Origin of the sequence: Pseudarthrobacter sp. lyk4-40-TYG-27, from assembly GCF_030209295.1 — a bacterium.
In the GTDB taxonomy this organism is placed as follows: Bacteria; Actinomycetota; Actinomycetes; order Actinomycetales; family Micrococcaceae; genus Arthrobacter.
On the sequence record NZ_JARVSH010000008.1, the window covers coordinates 191,143 to 204,068 of the forward strand.

The 12,926-nt window shown below is 67.7% G+C and carries 14 protein-coding genes and 1 riboswitch; of the genes, 7 read left to right on the forward strand and 7 right to left on the reverse strand.

All coding sequences use genetic code 11. The features are described from left to right. Window positions 1–177 precede the first annotated feature (177 nt). Genes betT through QRM96_RS16470 form a run of 3 tightly spaced genes read left to right on the forward strand, consistent with a single transcriptional unit; the run spans window position 178 to window position 5,434 of the window. A complete protein-coding gene (gene betT / locus QRM96_RS16460) occupies window positions 178–2,352 on the forward strand; it encodes a choline BCCT transporter BetT (RefSeq protein WP_502934898.1) in 2,175 nt (724 codons plus the stop codon). Next, on the forward strand, window positions 2,349–3,845 hold the full coding sequence (locus QRM96_RS16465; RefSeq protein ID WP_285320278.1) for an aldehyde dehydrogenase family protein: 1,497 nt from the start codon (window positions 2,349–2,351) through the stop codon (window positions 3,843–3,845). The genes betT and QRM96_RS16465 overlap by 4 nt, the downstream gene beginning before the upstream one ends. 5 nt (window positions 3,846–3,850) lie before the next feature. Then, entirely contained in the window at window positions 3,851–5,434 is a 1,584-nt protein-coding gene (locus QRM96_RS16470; RefSeq protein ID WP_285320279.1) for a GMC family oxidoreductase, read from the forward strand. Window positions 5,435–5,503: 69 nt separating this feature from the next. On the opposite strand, the gene QRM96_RS16475 is transcribed toward QRM96_RS16470, so the two are convergent. The 5 genes from QRM96_RS16475 to QRM96_RS16495 all read right to left on the reverse strand — a co-directional run bounded on the left by QRM96_RS16475 (window position 5,504) and on the right by QRM96_RS16495 (window position 8,616). After that, window positions 5,504–6,517: an aldo/keto reductase gene (locus QRM96_RS16475; protein WP_018760813.1), complete on the reverse strand. Its 1,014-nt coding sequence runs from the start codon at window positions 6,515–6,517 to the stop codon at window positions 5,504–5,506. A gap of 42 nt (window positions 6,518–6,559) precedes the next feature. Beyond that, window positions 6,560–7,186 (reverse strand): nucleoside/nucleotide kinase family protein, encoded by a 627-nt coding sequence (locus QRM96_RS16480; RefSeq protein ID WP_285320280.1) that lies wholly within the window; start codon window positions 7,184–7,186, stop codon window positions 6,560–6,562. A 9-nt stretch (window positions 7,187–7,195) separates the two neighbouring features. Next, entirely contained in the window at window positions 7,196–7,555 is a 360-nt protein-coding gene (locus QRM96_RS16485) for a DMT family transporter (protein ID WP_018760815.1), read from the reverse strand. A 2-nt stretch (window positions 7,556–7,557) separates the two neighbouring features. Further along, window positions 7,558–7,881: a DMT family transporter gene (locus QRM96_RS16490; protein ID WP_285320281.1), complete on the reverse strand. Its 324-nt coding sequence runs from the start codon at window positions 7,879–7,881 to the stop codon at window positions 7,558–7,560. A 10-nt stretch (window positions 7,882–7,891) separates the two neighbouring features. Beyond that, window positions 7,892–7,957: riboswitch (guanidine-III (ykkC-III) riboswitch) on the reverse strand. Window positions 7,958–8,031: 74 nt separating this feature from the next. Then, window positions 8,032–8,616 (reverse strand): HutD/Ves family protein, encoded by a 585-nt coding sequence (locus QRM96_RS16495; protein ID WP_018760817.1) that lies wholly within the window; start codon window positions 8,614–8,616, stop codon window positions 8,032–8,034. Between the two features lie 115 nt (window positions 8,617–8,731). On the opposite strand from QRM96_RS16495, the gene QRM96_RS16500 reads away from it, so the two are divergent. Together QRM96_RS16500 and QRM96_RS16505 are read left to right on the forward strand one after the other, a co-directional pair. Then, window positions 8,732–9,343: a phosphoribosylanthranilate isomerase gene (locus QRM96_RS16500; protein ID WP_285320282.1), complete on the forward strand. Its 612-nt coding sequence runs from the start codon at window positions 8,732–8,734 to the stop codon at window positions 9,341–9,343. Between the two features lie 71 nt (window positions 9,344–9,414). Then, window positions 9,415–9,816: a YccF domain-containing protein gene (locus QRM96_RS16505; RefSeq protein WP_018760819.1), complete on the forward strand. Its 402-nt coding sequence runs from the start codon at window positions 9,415–9,417 to the stop codon at window positions 9,814–9,816. A gap of 3 nt (window positions 9,817–9,819) precedes the next feature. Here QRM96_RS16505 and QRM96_RS16510 read toward each other — a convergent pair whose 3' ends face one another. Together QRM96_RS16510 and QRM96_RS16515 are read right to left on the reverse strand one after the other, a co-directional pair. Continuing rightward, on the reverse strand, window positions 9,820–10,641 hold the full coding sequence (locus tag QRM96_RS16510; protein ID WP_285320283.1) for a 2-phosphosulfolactate phosphatase: 822 nt from the start codon (window positions 10,639–10,641) through the stop codon (window positions 9,820–9,822). Continuing rightward, a complete protein-coding gene (locus QRM96_RS16515; protein ID WP_109045577.1) occupies window positions 10,638–11,507 on the reverse strand; it encodes a DUF4031 domain-containing protein in 870 nt (289 codons plus the stop codon). Before QRM96_RS16515 ends, QRM96_RS16510 begins: the two co-directional genes overlap by 4 nt. Window positions 11,508–11,647: 140 nt before the next feature. On the opposite strand from QRM96_RS16515, the gene QRM96_RS16520 reads away from it, so the two are divergent. Then, the gene (locus tag QRM96_RS16520) at window positions 11,648–12,058 is read left to right on the forward strand and encodes a TOBE domain-containing protein (RefSeq protein ID WP_109045578.1); all 411 of its coding nucleotides are present in this window, start codon (window positions 11,648–11,650) and stop codon (window positions 12,056–12,058) included. Further along, entirely contained in the window at window positions 12,055–12,891 is an 837-nt protein-coding gene (gene modA / locus QRM96_RS16525) for a molybdate ABC transporter substrate-binding protein (protein ID WP_285320284.1), read from the forward strand. Before QRM96_RS16520 ends, modA begins: the two co-directional genes overlap by 4 nt. The last annotated feature ends 35 nt before the right edge of the window (window positions 12,892–12,926 follow it).

Genomic DNA, 12,926 nt, shown 5'->3' on the forward strand with positions numbered 1-12,926 from the left:
CTGCGGCTGCATCCGCCGTGAGGAGATTCATAAAAGTGGGCCTTCTGCAGTTCCGGTTGTTAGCGTCGGAAGTCAAGCCAGACTCTTTGCGACGCCGGCCGAGTGCTTTTCCCCAGTCAGTACCAAGCACGTGGAACCGGCGTCCGGACCGCAGCCTCAAAACTGAAATGGGATCCAATGAGCCAAAAAGCAGCACCCCCCGTGGGCACCGCGGGGCGTGAAACATCGGAACAGAAGCCGCCGGCAATGGCCGGAACCGGCCACGGAACAGGCAGCCCGGAGGCCAGGACCCGGGTCAACAAAACTGTCTTCCTCGGCTCCGCCATCGGCGTGGTGGGCATCGCGCTCTGGGCGATTCTTGCCAAGGACAACGCCGACGCCGTCATCGGGTCCATGGTGGGCTGGGTGTCCACCAACATGGGCTGGTACTACTTCCTGATCGTCACCGCCGTGGTCATCTTCGTCCTGGTCGCCGCGCTGTCCCGGGTGGGCAAGACCAAGCTCGGGCCGGACCACTCCAAGCCACAGTTCGGGATGTTCACCTGGGCGGCCATGCTGTTCGCGGCAGGCATCGGCATCGACCTGATGTTCTTTTCCGTGTCCGAACCCGTCAGCCAGTACCTTGCCCCGCCGCAGGGCGAAGGGGGTACCGCGGAAGCCGCCCGCCAGGCGCTGGTGTGGACCCTGTTCCACTACGGCATCACCGGCTGGGCCCTGTACGCCCTGATGGGGCTCGCCCTGGGCTACTTCTCCTACCGCCACAACCTGCCGCTGAGCATCCGCTCCGCGCTCTACCCCATCTTCGGCAAGAAGATCGAGGGGCCCATGGGGCACGCGGTGGATATCGCCGCCCTGCTCGGCACTATCTTCGGCATCGCCACATCCCTGGGTATCGGCGTCGTCCAGTTGAACTACGGGCTGAACTTCATGTTCGGCATTCCGGAGAACCTGGCCGTGCAGATCGGGCTGATCGTGCTGTCCGTGGTGATGGCAACGGTCTCCGTGGTGTCCGGCGTCGAAAAGGGCATCCGGCGGCTCTCGGAACTGAACGTCATCCTGGCGGTGGCGCTGATGCTGTTCGTGCTGGTAACCGGGAAGACCAGCTTCCTGCTGGACGGGATCGTCCAGAACGTCGGCGACGTCATGAGCCGGTTCCCGGGCATGACTTTGGATACCTTCGCCTATGACCGTCCCACCGACTGGATGAACGCCTGGACCCTGTTCTTTTGGGCGTGGTGGATCGCCTGGGCCCCGTTCGTTGGCTTGTTCCTGGCCCGGATCTCCCGTGGCCGCACCATCAGGCAGTTCGTCCTGGGCACCATGACCGTTCCGTTCATCTTCATCGTGCTGTGGATCTCCATCTTCGGAAACTCCAGCCTCGACCTGATCATGAACGGCAACGCAGCGTTCGGCGAGGCGGCCATGAGCCACCCGGAGCGCGGCTTCTACAGCCTGCTGGAGCAGTTTCCGGCCGTCCCGGTTACCGCCGCCGTGGCCACGTTCACGGGCCTGCTGTTCTATGTGACCTCCGCCGATTCCGGCGCGCTGGTCATGTCCAACTTCACCTCGCACCTGAAGGACGCGGACTCGGACGGTCCCGAGTGGATGCGCGTGTTCTGGGCCGTGGCCACCGGATTGCTGACCCTGGCCATGCTGACCGTTGGCGGCGTGACCACGCTGCAGAACGCCACGATCGTCATGGGGCTGCCGCTGTCCCTGCTGCTGGTGCTGATCATGCTGGGCCTGTACAAGGCCCTCCGCGTGGAGAACTCGCTCAACGACAGCTACCGGGCGAGCCTGCCCGGCATCATTACCGGCCGGGCGGCGGACCAGCGTGCCGGGCGGACCTGGCGGCAGCGGCTGGTCCGGGCCATGAACTATCCCGGCCGCAAGCAGACCATCCGGTTCGCCGAAACCGTGGCCATTCCGGCGCTGGAGGAAGTGGAAGCGGAGCTGCGCGAGCAGGGCGCCGAAACAACCCTGGCCATCACCACGGTGGAGGCCTGCGGGATTCCGAGCATCGACCTGCAGCTGGCCATGGGGGAGGAACGGGCGTTCAAATACCAGATCTACCCGGTCCGGTACGAGACCCCCAGCTACGCCACCCGCCGGGCGGATCCGGATGACCACTACTACCGGATGGAAGTGTTCGCACAGGAGGGAAGCCACGGCTACGACCTCATGGGCTACACCAGGGAACAGGTCATCACGGATGTCCTGGACCACTACGAACAGCACCTCGAATTCCTGCACCTGAACCGTGCAGCGCCCGGAATCACCCTCCTCGTGGAGGATCAGGTGGCAAAAGACAATTGGGAATCCGACTTCGACATGCAGGAGGAAACTAAGTGAGCACGTCAACGCTTTTCATCGGCGGCAGTTGGGTTGCAGCGTCCGACGGCGGCACCCGGGACATCCACTGCCCCGCGGACGGGCAGCTGGTCGGGACCGTTGCGGAAGCAACAGCAGGGGACGCCGAGCGCGCCGTGCACGCGGCCAGGACGGCGTTCGACGCCGGGGAATGGGCAGGCACCTCGGCACTGGAGCGGGGCTCGTTCCTGCTGGGGGTCGCCGCCAGGCTGCGGGAACGGAAGGATGACTTCGCCCGCGCCGAGACGCTGGACACCGGCAAGCGACTGGTGGAAAGCGAAATCGATATGGACGACATCGCCAACTGCTTTGAGTACTTCGGCAAGCTGGCCGGCCAGGACTCCGGACGGGTGGTGGACGCGGGCAGCCGCACGGTGGTCAGCCGGATCGAATACGAGCCCGTGGGCGTGTGCTCGCTGATCGCGCCGTGGAACTACCCGCTGCTCCAGGCCGCCTGGAAAATTGCGCCCGCCCTGGCCGCCGGCTGCAGCTTCGTCCTCAAACCCAGCGAACTGACGCCGCACACCTCCATCCTGATGATGGAAGTCCTGCAGGAACTGGGCCTGCCCGCCGGCGTCGCGAACCTTGTCCTGGGCGACGGCAAGATCGTGGGGCCCGTCCTCTCCGGCCACCCTGAGGTTGACCTGGTCTCCTTCACCGGCGGCCTGGAGACCGGGAAAGCCATCGCGGCCTCGGCAGCTGCCACCGTCAAGAAAGTGGCGCTGGAACTGGGCGGCAAGAACCCGAACATCATCTTCGCGGACGCCGACTTCGAGGCCGCCCTGGACAACGCGCTCAACGCCGCGTTCGTGCACTCCGGCCAGGTCTGCTCCGCCGGTGCACGCCTGGTGGTTGAGGAGTCCATTGCGGAGAACTTCGTGGCCGAACTGGTCCGCCGGGCCGAAAAGATCCGGCTGGGTGGTCCGTTCGATCCCGACGCCGAGACCGGCCCGCTGATCTCTGCCGCGCACCGGGACAAGGTCACTGCCTACGTCGAGAAGGGCATCGCCGAAGGCGCCCGGCTGCGGTGCGGCGGGGCCTGGGGCGGCGGGGAGCTCGAAAAGGGCTTCTACTACCTGCCCACCGTCCTGGACCAGGTCAAGAGCGGCATGTCCGTGGTGGTTGACGAGGCGTTCGGGCCGGTGGTCACGGTGGAAACCTTCAACACCGAGGCGGAGGCCATCAAGATCGGCAACGACACCCACTACGGCCTGGCCGGTGCCGTCTGGTCCCAGGATGCCGGGAAGGCCCAGCGGGTTGCCCGGGCGCTGCGCCACGGAACCATCTGGATCAACGATTTCCACCCCTACCTGCCGCAGGCGGAGTGGGGCGGCTTCGGCCAGTCGGGCGTGGGCCGCGAACTGGGCCCCACTGGCCTGGCCGAATACCAGGAAGCCAAGCACGTCTACCAGAACATCGATCCGCAGGTCACCGGCTGGTTCAGCGACCATGCCGCCGCTGCAGAGGGGAAGTAGGACACATGGCAAGCGAAGCAAAGACTGAGTTCGACTACATCGTGATCGGCGGCGGTTCCGCCGGCGCCGCCGTGGCATCCCGCCTGAGCGAGGACCCGTCGGTGGACGTTGCCCTGGTGGAAGCCGGCCCGGATGACCGCAACATTCCCGAGATCCTGCAGCTGGACCGCTGGATGGAGCTGCTGGAATCCGGCTACGACTGGGACTACCCCATCGAGGAGCAGGAGAACGGCAACTCCTTCATGCGGCATGCCCGCGCCAAAGTGATGGGCGGGTGTTCCAGCCACAACTCCTGCATTGCGTTCTGGGCGCCCCGGGAAGACATTGACGAGTGGGAGAAGAAGTTCGGCGCCGCCGGCTGGAACTCCGAGACGGCCTACCGGCTGTACAAGCAGCTCGAAACCAACGAGGACGCCGGCCCGGACGCGCCGCACCACGGCGACAGCGGCCCCGTCCACCTCATGAACGTTCCGGCCACGGACCCCACCGGCCGCGCCATGCTGGAAGCCTGCGAACAGGCGGGCATCCCCAAGGCACACTTCAACACCGGCGACACCGTGATCAACGGCGCGGGCTTCTTCCAGATCAACCGCCGCGCCGACGGCACCCGGTCCTCCAGCTCGGTGTCCTACATCCACCCGATCATGGACCGGAAGAACTTCACCCTGCTGACCGGTCTGCGCGCCAAGGAACTGACGTTTGACGGGACCAACCGCTGCACCGGCGTGGCCGTGGTGGACAACGCCTTCGCCAAAACACACCAGCTCACCGCAAGGTCCGAAGTGATCGTCTCCACCGGCGCCATCGATTCGCCCAAGCTGCTTCTGCTGTCCGGGATCGGCCCGGCCGCGCAACTGGAAGAGTTCGGCATCCCCGTTCGCGTTGATTCCCCCGGCGTGGGCGAGCACCTGCAGGACCACCCCGAGGGCGTCATCCAGTGGGAGGCCAAGCAGCCCATGACCAAGACGTCCACCCAGTGGTGGGAGGCCGGCATCTTCACCACCACCGAAGAGGGCCTGGACCGGCCGGACCTGATGTTCCACTACGGGTCGGTTCCGTTCGACATGCACACCCTGCGCCAGGGCTTCCCCACCACGGAGAACGGCTTCTGCCTGACCCCCAACGTCACCCACGCCCGCTCCCGCGGGACGGTGAAGCTGCGCAGCAAGGACTTCCGGGACAAGCCCAAGGTGGATCCGCGCTACTTCACCGATCCGGACGGCCACGACATGCGCGTCATGACCGCGGGAATCCGCAAGGCCCGCGAGATCGCCGCGCAGCCTGCACTCGCTGACTGGGTGGGCACCGAGCTGTACCCGGGCGACGCCATCCAGACCGACGAGGAGATCGCCGACTACATCCGCAAGACCCACAACACCGTGTACCACCCCGCGGGGACGGTGCGGATGGGAGCGGCCGACGACGACATGTCGCCGTTGGATCCCCAGTTGCGGGTCAAGGGCGTCACCGGCCTCCGGGTGGCCGATGCGTCCGTGATGCCCGAGCTGACCACCGTGAACCCGAACATCACCGTGATGATGATCGGCGAACGCTGCGCGGAACTGGTCCGCGCGGCACGCAGCTCCTGATCCCCACGGCCTGGCCAAAAGGGCGGCTCCCTCCGGGGGAGCCGCCCTTTGCCGTACCCGGCCGGCCGGCTATTCGCGCCCTTCGGACACCCAGGTGGGGTTCGCGGACCGGGACCCGACGACGGCGTCCGACGCCGCGGCAAGGACGGCCAGGTGGGCCGGGGTAAGGTCCAGGCCCAGGGCGCCAAGGTTCTCGTCGATCCGGGCCGCCTTCCGGGTCCCGGGGATGGGGACGACGGGCAGGCCAAGCTGCTTGCCTTGGGCGAAGAGCCACGCCAAGGCAACCTGCGCCGGCGTGGCGTTCAGCTGTTCCGCGACGGACCGGACGGTGTCCACCACTGCCTGGTTGGCGCTTGCGGCATCGGGGGCGAAGCGCGGGATATTCCGGCGGAAATCCTTCTCGCCCAGGCTTGACGTATCCACGGTGCCGGTGAGGAAGCCGCGGCCCAGCGGGGAGTAGGGGACAAAGCCCACACCCAGCTCTGCTGCGGCAGGAACCACGTTGCGTTCCACATCCCGGCTCCAGATGGACCACTCGCTCTGGACTGCGGAGATCGGGTGGACGGCGGAGGCGTCCCGGAGTTCCTGCGCCGTCACCTCGGACAGGCCCAAGTGCTTTACCTTGCCCTGCTGCACCAGCTCCGCCATGGCGCCCACGGTTTCCTCGATGGGGACCCTGACGTCGCGGCGGTGCATGTAGTAAAGGTCGATGACGTCGGTGCCCAGCCGCTGCAGGCTGCGGTCCACAGCCTGGCGTACGTATTCCGCGTCGCCCCGGATGTCCGTGTAGCCGTCCGCGGGGGTGCCCACCAGCGCGAACTTGGTGGCCAGCTGGATCTCGGCCCGCCGCTCCTTGAGGAGCTGGGAGATCAGCTCCTCGTTGCTGCCTCCGCCGTAAATGTCCGCGGTGTCGATGAAGCTGACACCGGCATCGACGGCGTGGTGCAGCGTCCGGAGCGCCTCAGCGGGGTCAACGTCGCCGTAGACCGGGGTGAGGGCCATGCCGCCGAAGCCCAGGGGGCTGACGGCCAGGCCGTCGCCGAGCTGGACCGGGTGGCCGTGGTCAGTGGGGGTGTGTGCCATGGGTGCTCCTGTTCGGTTCCTGCAGTGTGGAGTGGTGGTCGTTTACAGCCAGGGGATGATCCGGTCGGCCGCCTGCCGGCCGGCCTGGATCAGCCGAGCGTTTGCTTCATCGGGTCCGGTGGCCCAGGCCAGGGCGGCCGCACGGTCCATGCCGAATGACACGTGCCGGTCCACCAGCCGCTGCAGGCGGAGTGCGGGCGGAGTTTCGAGGAACCATACTTCGTCCAGCTGCGCCCGCACCTCGTTCCACGGCTCCTGCGCGGCCAGCAGGTAGTTGCCCTCGGTGATGACCAGCGGGACGTCCGCGGGCACCGCAATCGAGGCAGCCACCGGCTCGTCCAGGGTGCGGCGGAACTCCGGTGCGTACACTACGGCCTCGTCCCGGCGCGCCAACCGGCGCAGCAGCGAAAGGTAGCCGCCGCCGTCGAACGTATCAATGGCGCCTTTGCGCTCCCGCAGCGGCGTCCCCTCGATGATCGCGTTGCCCAGGTGGAAGCCGTCCATCGGGACCACCACCGCCGTGCCGGGGCTGAACTGCTCCTGCAGCCACGCGGCTAACGTGGACTTCCCGGATCCCGGCGCGCCGGCGATGCCCAGGATGGTGCGCGTCTCCGGGGCCAGCCTGCGCCGGAGCGCATCGACTGCCTGCACGATCTCGGGGGAGTCCATGGCAAGAGCCTAGTCACTGCTGCGCGCGGCCGCCTGGTCCTTCGCGGGAAGCGCCTTCAGGCCGGCGGCACAACCCACGATGCCGGCAATGAACAGGAGCTTCAGGACGCTGAAGGGCTCCACGCCCGTGATCATCGCCCAGCCGACCGTCAACGAAGCACCGATGCCCACCCAGACCGCGTAGGCCGTGCCAAGTGGAATGCTCCGGATGGCCATGCCCAGGCCCAGCATGCTCAGGGCCGCCGTGACGGCGAAAACGACGGTGGGGAGGGGCTTGCTGAAGCCCTCGGACAAGCCCAGGGCGGTGGCCCAGACAGCCTCCAGGACGGCGGAGGCCAGAAGGACCAGCCAGGGAACTGAGCGTTTCACGGTTACGCCACCACCTTCAGGCCGACCACGCACGCGGCGATGCCGGTGAGCAGTGCCAGCCGGGCCGCCGTCGGGCGTTCAACCCTGGTGGCCATGGCGTAGGCGGAGGTCAGGACCACGCCGACCCCTACCCAGACGGCGTAGGCCGTTCCGGTGGGGATGGACTGCATGGCGATGGCAAGGCCGCCGGTGCTCGCCGCGACGGCCAGCAGGAACACGGCCGCGGGCGCGATACGGCGGCGGCCGGAAACCTGGGTGGACCGGTGCAGGGCGGCTGCCCAGACGGCCTCGAGGGCGCCGGAAAGAAGAAGGATTATCCACGACATGACCAGATCCTTTGGCCAGTCTTGTCGCGTGCCGGGTACTGAACCGTCGTCCGGAGGCTCTGGTGCGGAGCCTTGGATTCCAGAGTAGCAACGCACGACGCCGGGGGGCCACCGATGGTGCCCAACCTCACCATGCGGGGGGAGGGGGCTTTACCCGGCGGGCTCCAGCGGGTCGACCGACACCACTGCCAGGAAACCCCGGCCCAGGATCTCCGGGCTGTTGTCGTCCGAACCGGCCACGGCGTCGTAACGGCCCAGTTCCACCGGGTTGGTGTCCGCCTGCCCGCTGCCGCCTTCACTCACCACAGCCTGACCCTGCAGCAGCACCGCCAGCTGGCCGTCGAACACCGGATGCGCCCGCTTCTTGGACAGCTCGATGATGGAGGTGTACCCCTTGTATGCCGCGGCGCGGGTGATGACGTTCAGGTCGCGGATGTCTCCGGTGGGCAGTGACCCTGTTGTGGCCGCGCCGCCGTCGAACCGGAAGGGACGGTATTTCTCCAACGGCTGCTCTGCTCCGTCCACCGTGAGCAGCAGCAGTTCACCCTCGATCACGGTCAGGACCCGTTCCATGCCGGGGAACGCGGAGAAGTCACCTGCCTTGGTGACGTCCGCGATGCTCACCCGCCAATCCCAGCCGCCGTCGGACGAGCCCTGGCGCGCGATTTCCCTCGTCACCCCGCCCCCGTTGCGCCATGGTTCGGCCTTGAGCCCTGCGAAGCGGATGATCTGCATCCGCCCAGCCTAGTTCCCAAGCCCGGCAGGTTCAGGGTCCGGCGTCGCAGGTTGCGTCCCGTCCTGCTAATCTCCTCCGGGGGGTCATCACGAAAACAGCCTGAAGGAGCCGGGAATGTTCGTCAAAGTGTGTGGTCTCAGTACGCCCGAATCGGTCCGCGCGGCGGTGGAAGCAGGGGCCGACGCCGTAGGTTTCGTGCTCACCGCCAGCCCCCGGGTGGTCTCGCCCTCCCAGGCCGCCTCCCTCTTGTCGGAGGTGCCCGCTGGAGTTCGCCCGATTGGCGTGTTCCGCGACGAACCCGTGGTGGACGCCGTCGCCATTGCCCGGGCGGCGGGCCTTGAATGGATCCAGCTGCACGGGAACCGTTCCCGGGCGGACGTGGCAACGGTGCATAATGCCGGCATGAAGCTGGTCCGGGCCATCACCATGGGTGCCTCCGACGATGAATTCGAAGACTGGGGCGAGGACCTGCTCCTGATCGATGCGGCGGCGCCGGGCTCCGGCGAGTCCTGGGACTACGCCTCCGTGGCGGCGTTGCCGGTGCTGCAGGGCCGGGACTGGCTGCTTGCCGGCGGCCTGGACGCGGCCAACGTTGGCCAGGCCTCGGCCGCTGCCCAGGCCTGGGGCGTGGACGTCTCCTCGGGCGTCGAAGCGACCCGCGGCGTGAAGGACATGGCGAAGATCCGCGCCTTCGTGCAGGCCGCCAAGGCAACCGCCGCCGTGTAGTCGCCCGGCTCAGGGCAAGATCAGGGGAGTCCCCTACCTTTTTGCCAGAGGTCCGGGGGCAGAATGGGTGCATGAAGACACTTCTGAACGTTATCTGGCTGGTTTTTGGCGGCTTCTGGCTTGCCCTGGGCTATTTCCTCGCGGGCGTGGTCTGCTGCCTGCTGATCGTCACCATCCCCTGGGGCATCGCGTCCTTCCGGATCGCTGCCTACACGCTCTGGCCCTTCGGCCGGATGGTGGTTGACCGGCCCGGCGGCAACGGTGTCTTCTCGCTGCTGGGCAACGTGATCTGGCTGCTCGTTGCCGGCATCTGGATCGCCATCGGCCATGTGCTCACGGCGTTCGCCATGGCGGTGACCATCGTGGGCATCCCGCTGGCCATCGCCAACCTCAAGCTGATCCCGGTGTCCCTGATGCCGCTGGGCAAGCAGATCGTGCCGTCGAGCAGGCCGTTTGCCAGCAACTACCGCTGAGGGTCAGTGCGCCGGCGGAAGGGGCCGGAACGCCCCGTCCCGCAGGATGGCCACGGACCCGCTGTCGTCCAGTTCGGCCGCGATGTCCACGTCCTCCGTGTAGCCGGCACCTGTCAGTTCGCGGCCGCTGGAACACCGTAACAGCACCTCGCGCAGCCGCGGCTCGGCGGCTTCGAAAACGGCCATCGCCGCCACGGCTTCCGGCGCATAGCCGTGCCTGCCGTCGCCGGCTTCGTAGCCGCCCTTCCCGGCGGCCGCCAGCCCTGCGATGAAAGCCCCGGCCCCGATCTGGTCTTCGACGGCGGCCCGAAGGGTATGGTCATGCCACCGCTCGCCGGCCGCAACCACCGCCACCACCGCGTCGCCGGGAAGGTTGGCCGCAACCCAGTCCGCCGTGGCCGCGGCGTTGCGGAGGCACACTGCGGCCACCAGTGGAACCTCTCCTGCCAGCTCGTGGCACAGTTCAGAGCCGTTGGGGGATGGCAGGACAATCCGGTCCAGCGTTGCTGCGCTGCGCAGGCTTGCCGGGGAGAGGCTCAGCCCACCGCCGTCGCGGGGGCCTGCCAGCTGGGCGTGGTGGTGGGCGGCGAAGTCTTCGGCCCGGGTATCGCGCCACGGAAAGGGGAAGACCTCCGCGTTCCGGTCCAGCGCCACGCTGACGCAGGTGCTGAAGGACAGGACGTCCACCACCACCGCGATGTCCGCACCCGGGGCCACGGTCCTGGCGCCGTTCAGTCCCCAGTCAAGCCGAACCTCGAACGGGAGCTGCCGGTGCGCGGCGTTCGCTGAGTGCGTGTGCCGCGGCGTGGAACGGGGAGCGTTCATGCCAGTTCGCCTTTCAGGTTGCGGTGCGCGGCGGCCAGCCACAGTTCCTTGGCGCGGCGGTGGCGGAAGAGCGGGTCCAGTTCCAGCAGGTGACGCACGACGGCGGCCCGGCCGGCAGCGAAGTCGGCGTCACCGACGTGCGCGTAGTCCTTCCTGACGGCCGCGACGTAGCGGGCGTACTCCTCCGGTTCCCCGCCCAGGACGGACAGGTCCGCGTCGCTCAGGAGGGCGCCGTCGTCGTCACCGGGTTCGGGCCGGTGGTCCGATGTCACCAGGACCAGCCGGACCACCTCTGCCACGTCCGCCTCCGGCAGGCCGGCCGCGGTGAGCCGGTCCTCGGCCAGCCGGGCGGATTCTTCCTCGTCCTGTCCCGCCGTGCCCCGGTACACGGCGTCGTGGAACCACGCTGCCAGCAGCACGGTCCGTGGTGCCCCAGCCGGCTCGGTAAGCAGGTCCAGTGCTTCCAGGACGGAGAGCAGGTGGGTGCAGCCATGGTAGTGGCGGTGGGGTTCGCTCCAGCGGTCCAGCAGGTCCAGGAAGAGGGCATCGTGCCCGGGCATGATGGCTTCCCAGCGGTTCAGCAGCGGAACTTTCAGCGATTTGTTCCGCCGGCGTGCCGGTATCCGCAGTCCGCTGGCGATCAGCTTGCGGACCAGGAGCCTGGCTTCGACCGGGACGGCCCCCGCCGCGACCAGCTCATCGAAGCGGCGCTCCGGCACGTCGTAGTGGTCGCCGTCGAACGCCCGCTCAGGGATTTCCGCTGCGGCAGCGAACGCGTGCAGCTCGTCCAGCGACGTATCGGACACCAGGTGGGAGAAGTGCGTACCGTGAGCAGGCCACAATGGCGGGTCGATGTAGATGGCCATGGAAGGAGTCTAGTGCTGCCACTGGGCGGTCTCCTGGCGGCCCGGCGGTCCAGTTCCTGCCAGCCCGGCGCTCCAGTCGCATTCCTCATTTGCGCAGTAAAGACGTCCCGACGGTTGCATTTGCGGATTAGGATTGCCGCATGGCCCTTATCCGCGTTTCAGAAGCCGCCCGATTCCTGGGCGTGAGCGACGACACCATCCGCCGGTGGACCGATCACGGAACACTGACGCCGTTCCGCGACGAGTCCGGCCGGCTGGCCGTCGACGGGCTGGAGCTCGCCACGCATGCCCGGAAGCTGGCCCAGCTCCCGGATGATCCGCAACGCGGCGGCAGTTCGGCCAGAAACCGGTTCGTCGGCCTCGTCACGAACGTCGTCGCCGACAAGGTCATGGCCCAGGTGGAGCTGCAGTGCGGGCCTTTCCGGGTGGTGTCCCTCATGAGCAGCGAAGCCGTGCGCGATCTTGGGCTGGAGCCCGGTGCCGTCGCCACCGCCGTGGTCAAGGCAACAACAGTCATCATCGAATCCCCGAAAGGCCGGGCCACCGCATGAGCAGGCAAGCTGTCCGCCCCGCCGGGTCCACCGTCCGGGCTGCCGTCCTCCCGCTGGCGGTACTCTTACTGGCCGTCCTCCCCGGCTGCGCGCCGGCAGGCGGACCGGCCGCGGGCACCACTTCCGCTGCGGGCGCAGGCTCCGGTGCGCCAACAGGAACCATCACGGTCTTCGCGGCAGCCTCCCTCAAGGCCACCTTCACCGAACTGGCGCACACCTTCGAAGCAGGGAACCCCGGAACCACAGTCACGTTGAGCTTCGCGGGATCCTCGGACCTTGCCAGCCAGATCAACCAGGGCGCACCCGCGGACGTCTTTGCCTCGGCGGACACGGCCAACATGAAGAGGCTGCAGGACGCCGGCCTGGTCGACGGCACACCCCGCAACTTCGCCACCAACACCCTGGCCATCGCGGTTCCACCGGGCAATCCGGCCGGCATTTCGGCGCTGAAGGACCTGGCGCGGCCGGGCGTCAAGCTGGTGGTCTGCGCCAAGCAGGTCCCGTGCGGGGCCGCGGCGGCAAAGGTGGCGGGCACGGCAGGGATTTCGCTGGCTCCCGTCAGCGAGGAAAATGCCGTCACCGACGTTCTGGGCAAGGTCGCCTCCGGGGAGGCCGACGCGGGCCTGGTGTACGGCACGGACGTCCGGGCGGCCGGCGCAAAGGTGGCGGGCATCGAATTTCCTGAGTCGCAGGGCGCCGTGAATACCTACCCCATCGCCGGCGTGGCCAGTGGCCGGAACAAGGCGGCCGCGCAGGCCTTCATTGCGCTGGTGACCGGCGCGGAAGGGCAAAAGGTCCTGGCCGGGGCGGGATTCGGACCCGGTGGACAATAACGGTCTTCCTCAGCGGACCTCGCTGAGGGAGGCAT

Coding starts and splice junctions, on each gene's coding strand:
- betT (WP_502934898.1), top strand. CDS start 178: ATGAGCCAAAAAGCAGCACCCCCCGTGGGCACCGCGGGGCGTGAAACA.
- QRM96_RS16470 (WP_285320279.1), top strand. CDS start 3,851: ATGGCAAGCGAAGCAAAGACTGAGTTCGACTACATCGTGATCGGCGGC.
- QRM96_RS16475 (WP_018760813.1), bottom strand. CDS start 6,517: ATGGCACACACCCCCACTGACCACGGCCACCCGGTCCAGCTCGGCGAC.
- QRM96_RS16480 (WP_285320280.1), bottom strand. CDS start 7,186: ATGGACTCCCCCGAGATCGTGCAGGCAGTCGATGCGCTCCGGCGCAGG.
- QRM96_RS16490 (WP_285320281.1), bottom strand. CDS start 7,881: ATGTCGTGGATAATCCTTCTTCTTTCCGGCGCCCTCGAGGCCGTCTGG.
- QRM96_RS16495 (WP_018760817.1), bottom strand. CDS start 8,616: ATGCAGATCATCCGCTTCGCAGGGCTCAAGGCCGAACCATGGCGCAAC.
- QRM96_RS16500 (WP_285320282.1), top strand. CDS start 8,732: ATGTTCGTCAAAGTGTGTGGTCTCAGTACGCCCGAATCGGTCCGCGCG.
- QRM96_RS16505 (WP_018760819.1), top strand. CDS start 9,415: ATGAAGACACTTCTGAACGTTATCTGGCTGGTTTTTGGCGGCTTCTGG.
- QRM96_RS16510 (WP_285320283.1), bottom strand. CDS start 10,641: ATGAACGCTCCCCGTTCCACGCCGCGGCACACGCACTCAGCGAACGCC.
- QRM96_RS16515 (WP_109045577.1), bottom strand. CDS start 11,507: ATGGCCATCTACATCGACCCGCCATTGTGGCCTGCTCACGGTACGCAC.
- QRM96_RS16520 (WP_109045578.1), top strand. CDS start 11,648: ATGGCCCTTATCCGCGTTTCAGAAGCCGCCCGATTCCTGGGCGTGAGC.
- modA (WP_285320284.1), top strand. CDS start 12,055: ATGAGCAGGCAAGCTGTCCGCCCCGCCGGGTCCACCGTCCGGGCTGCC.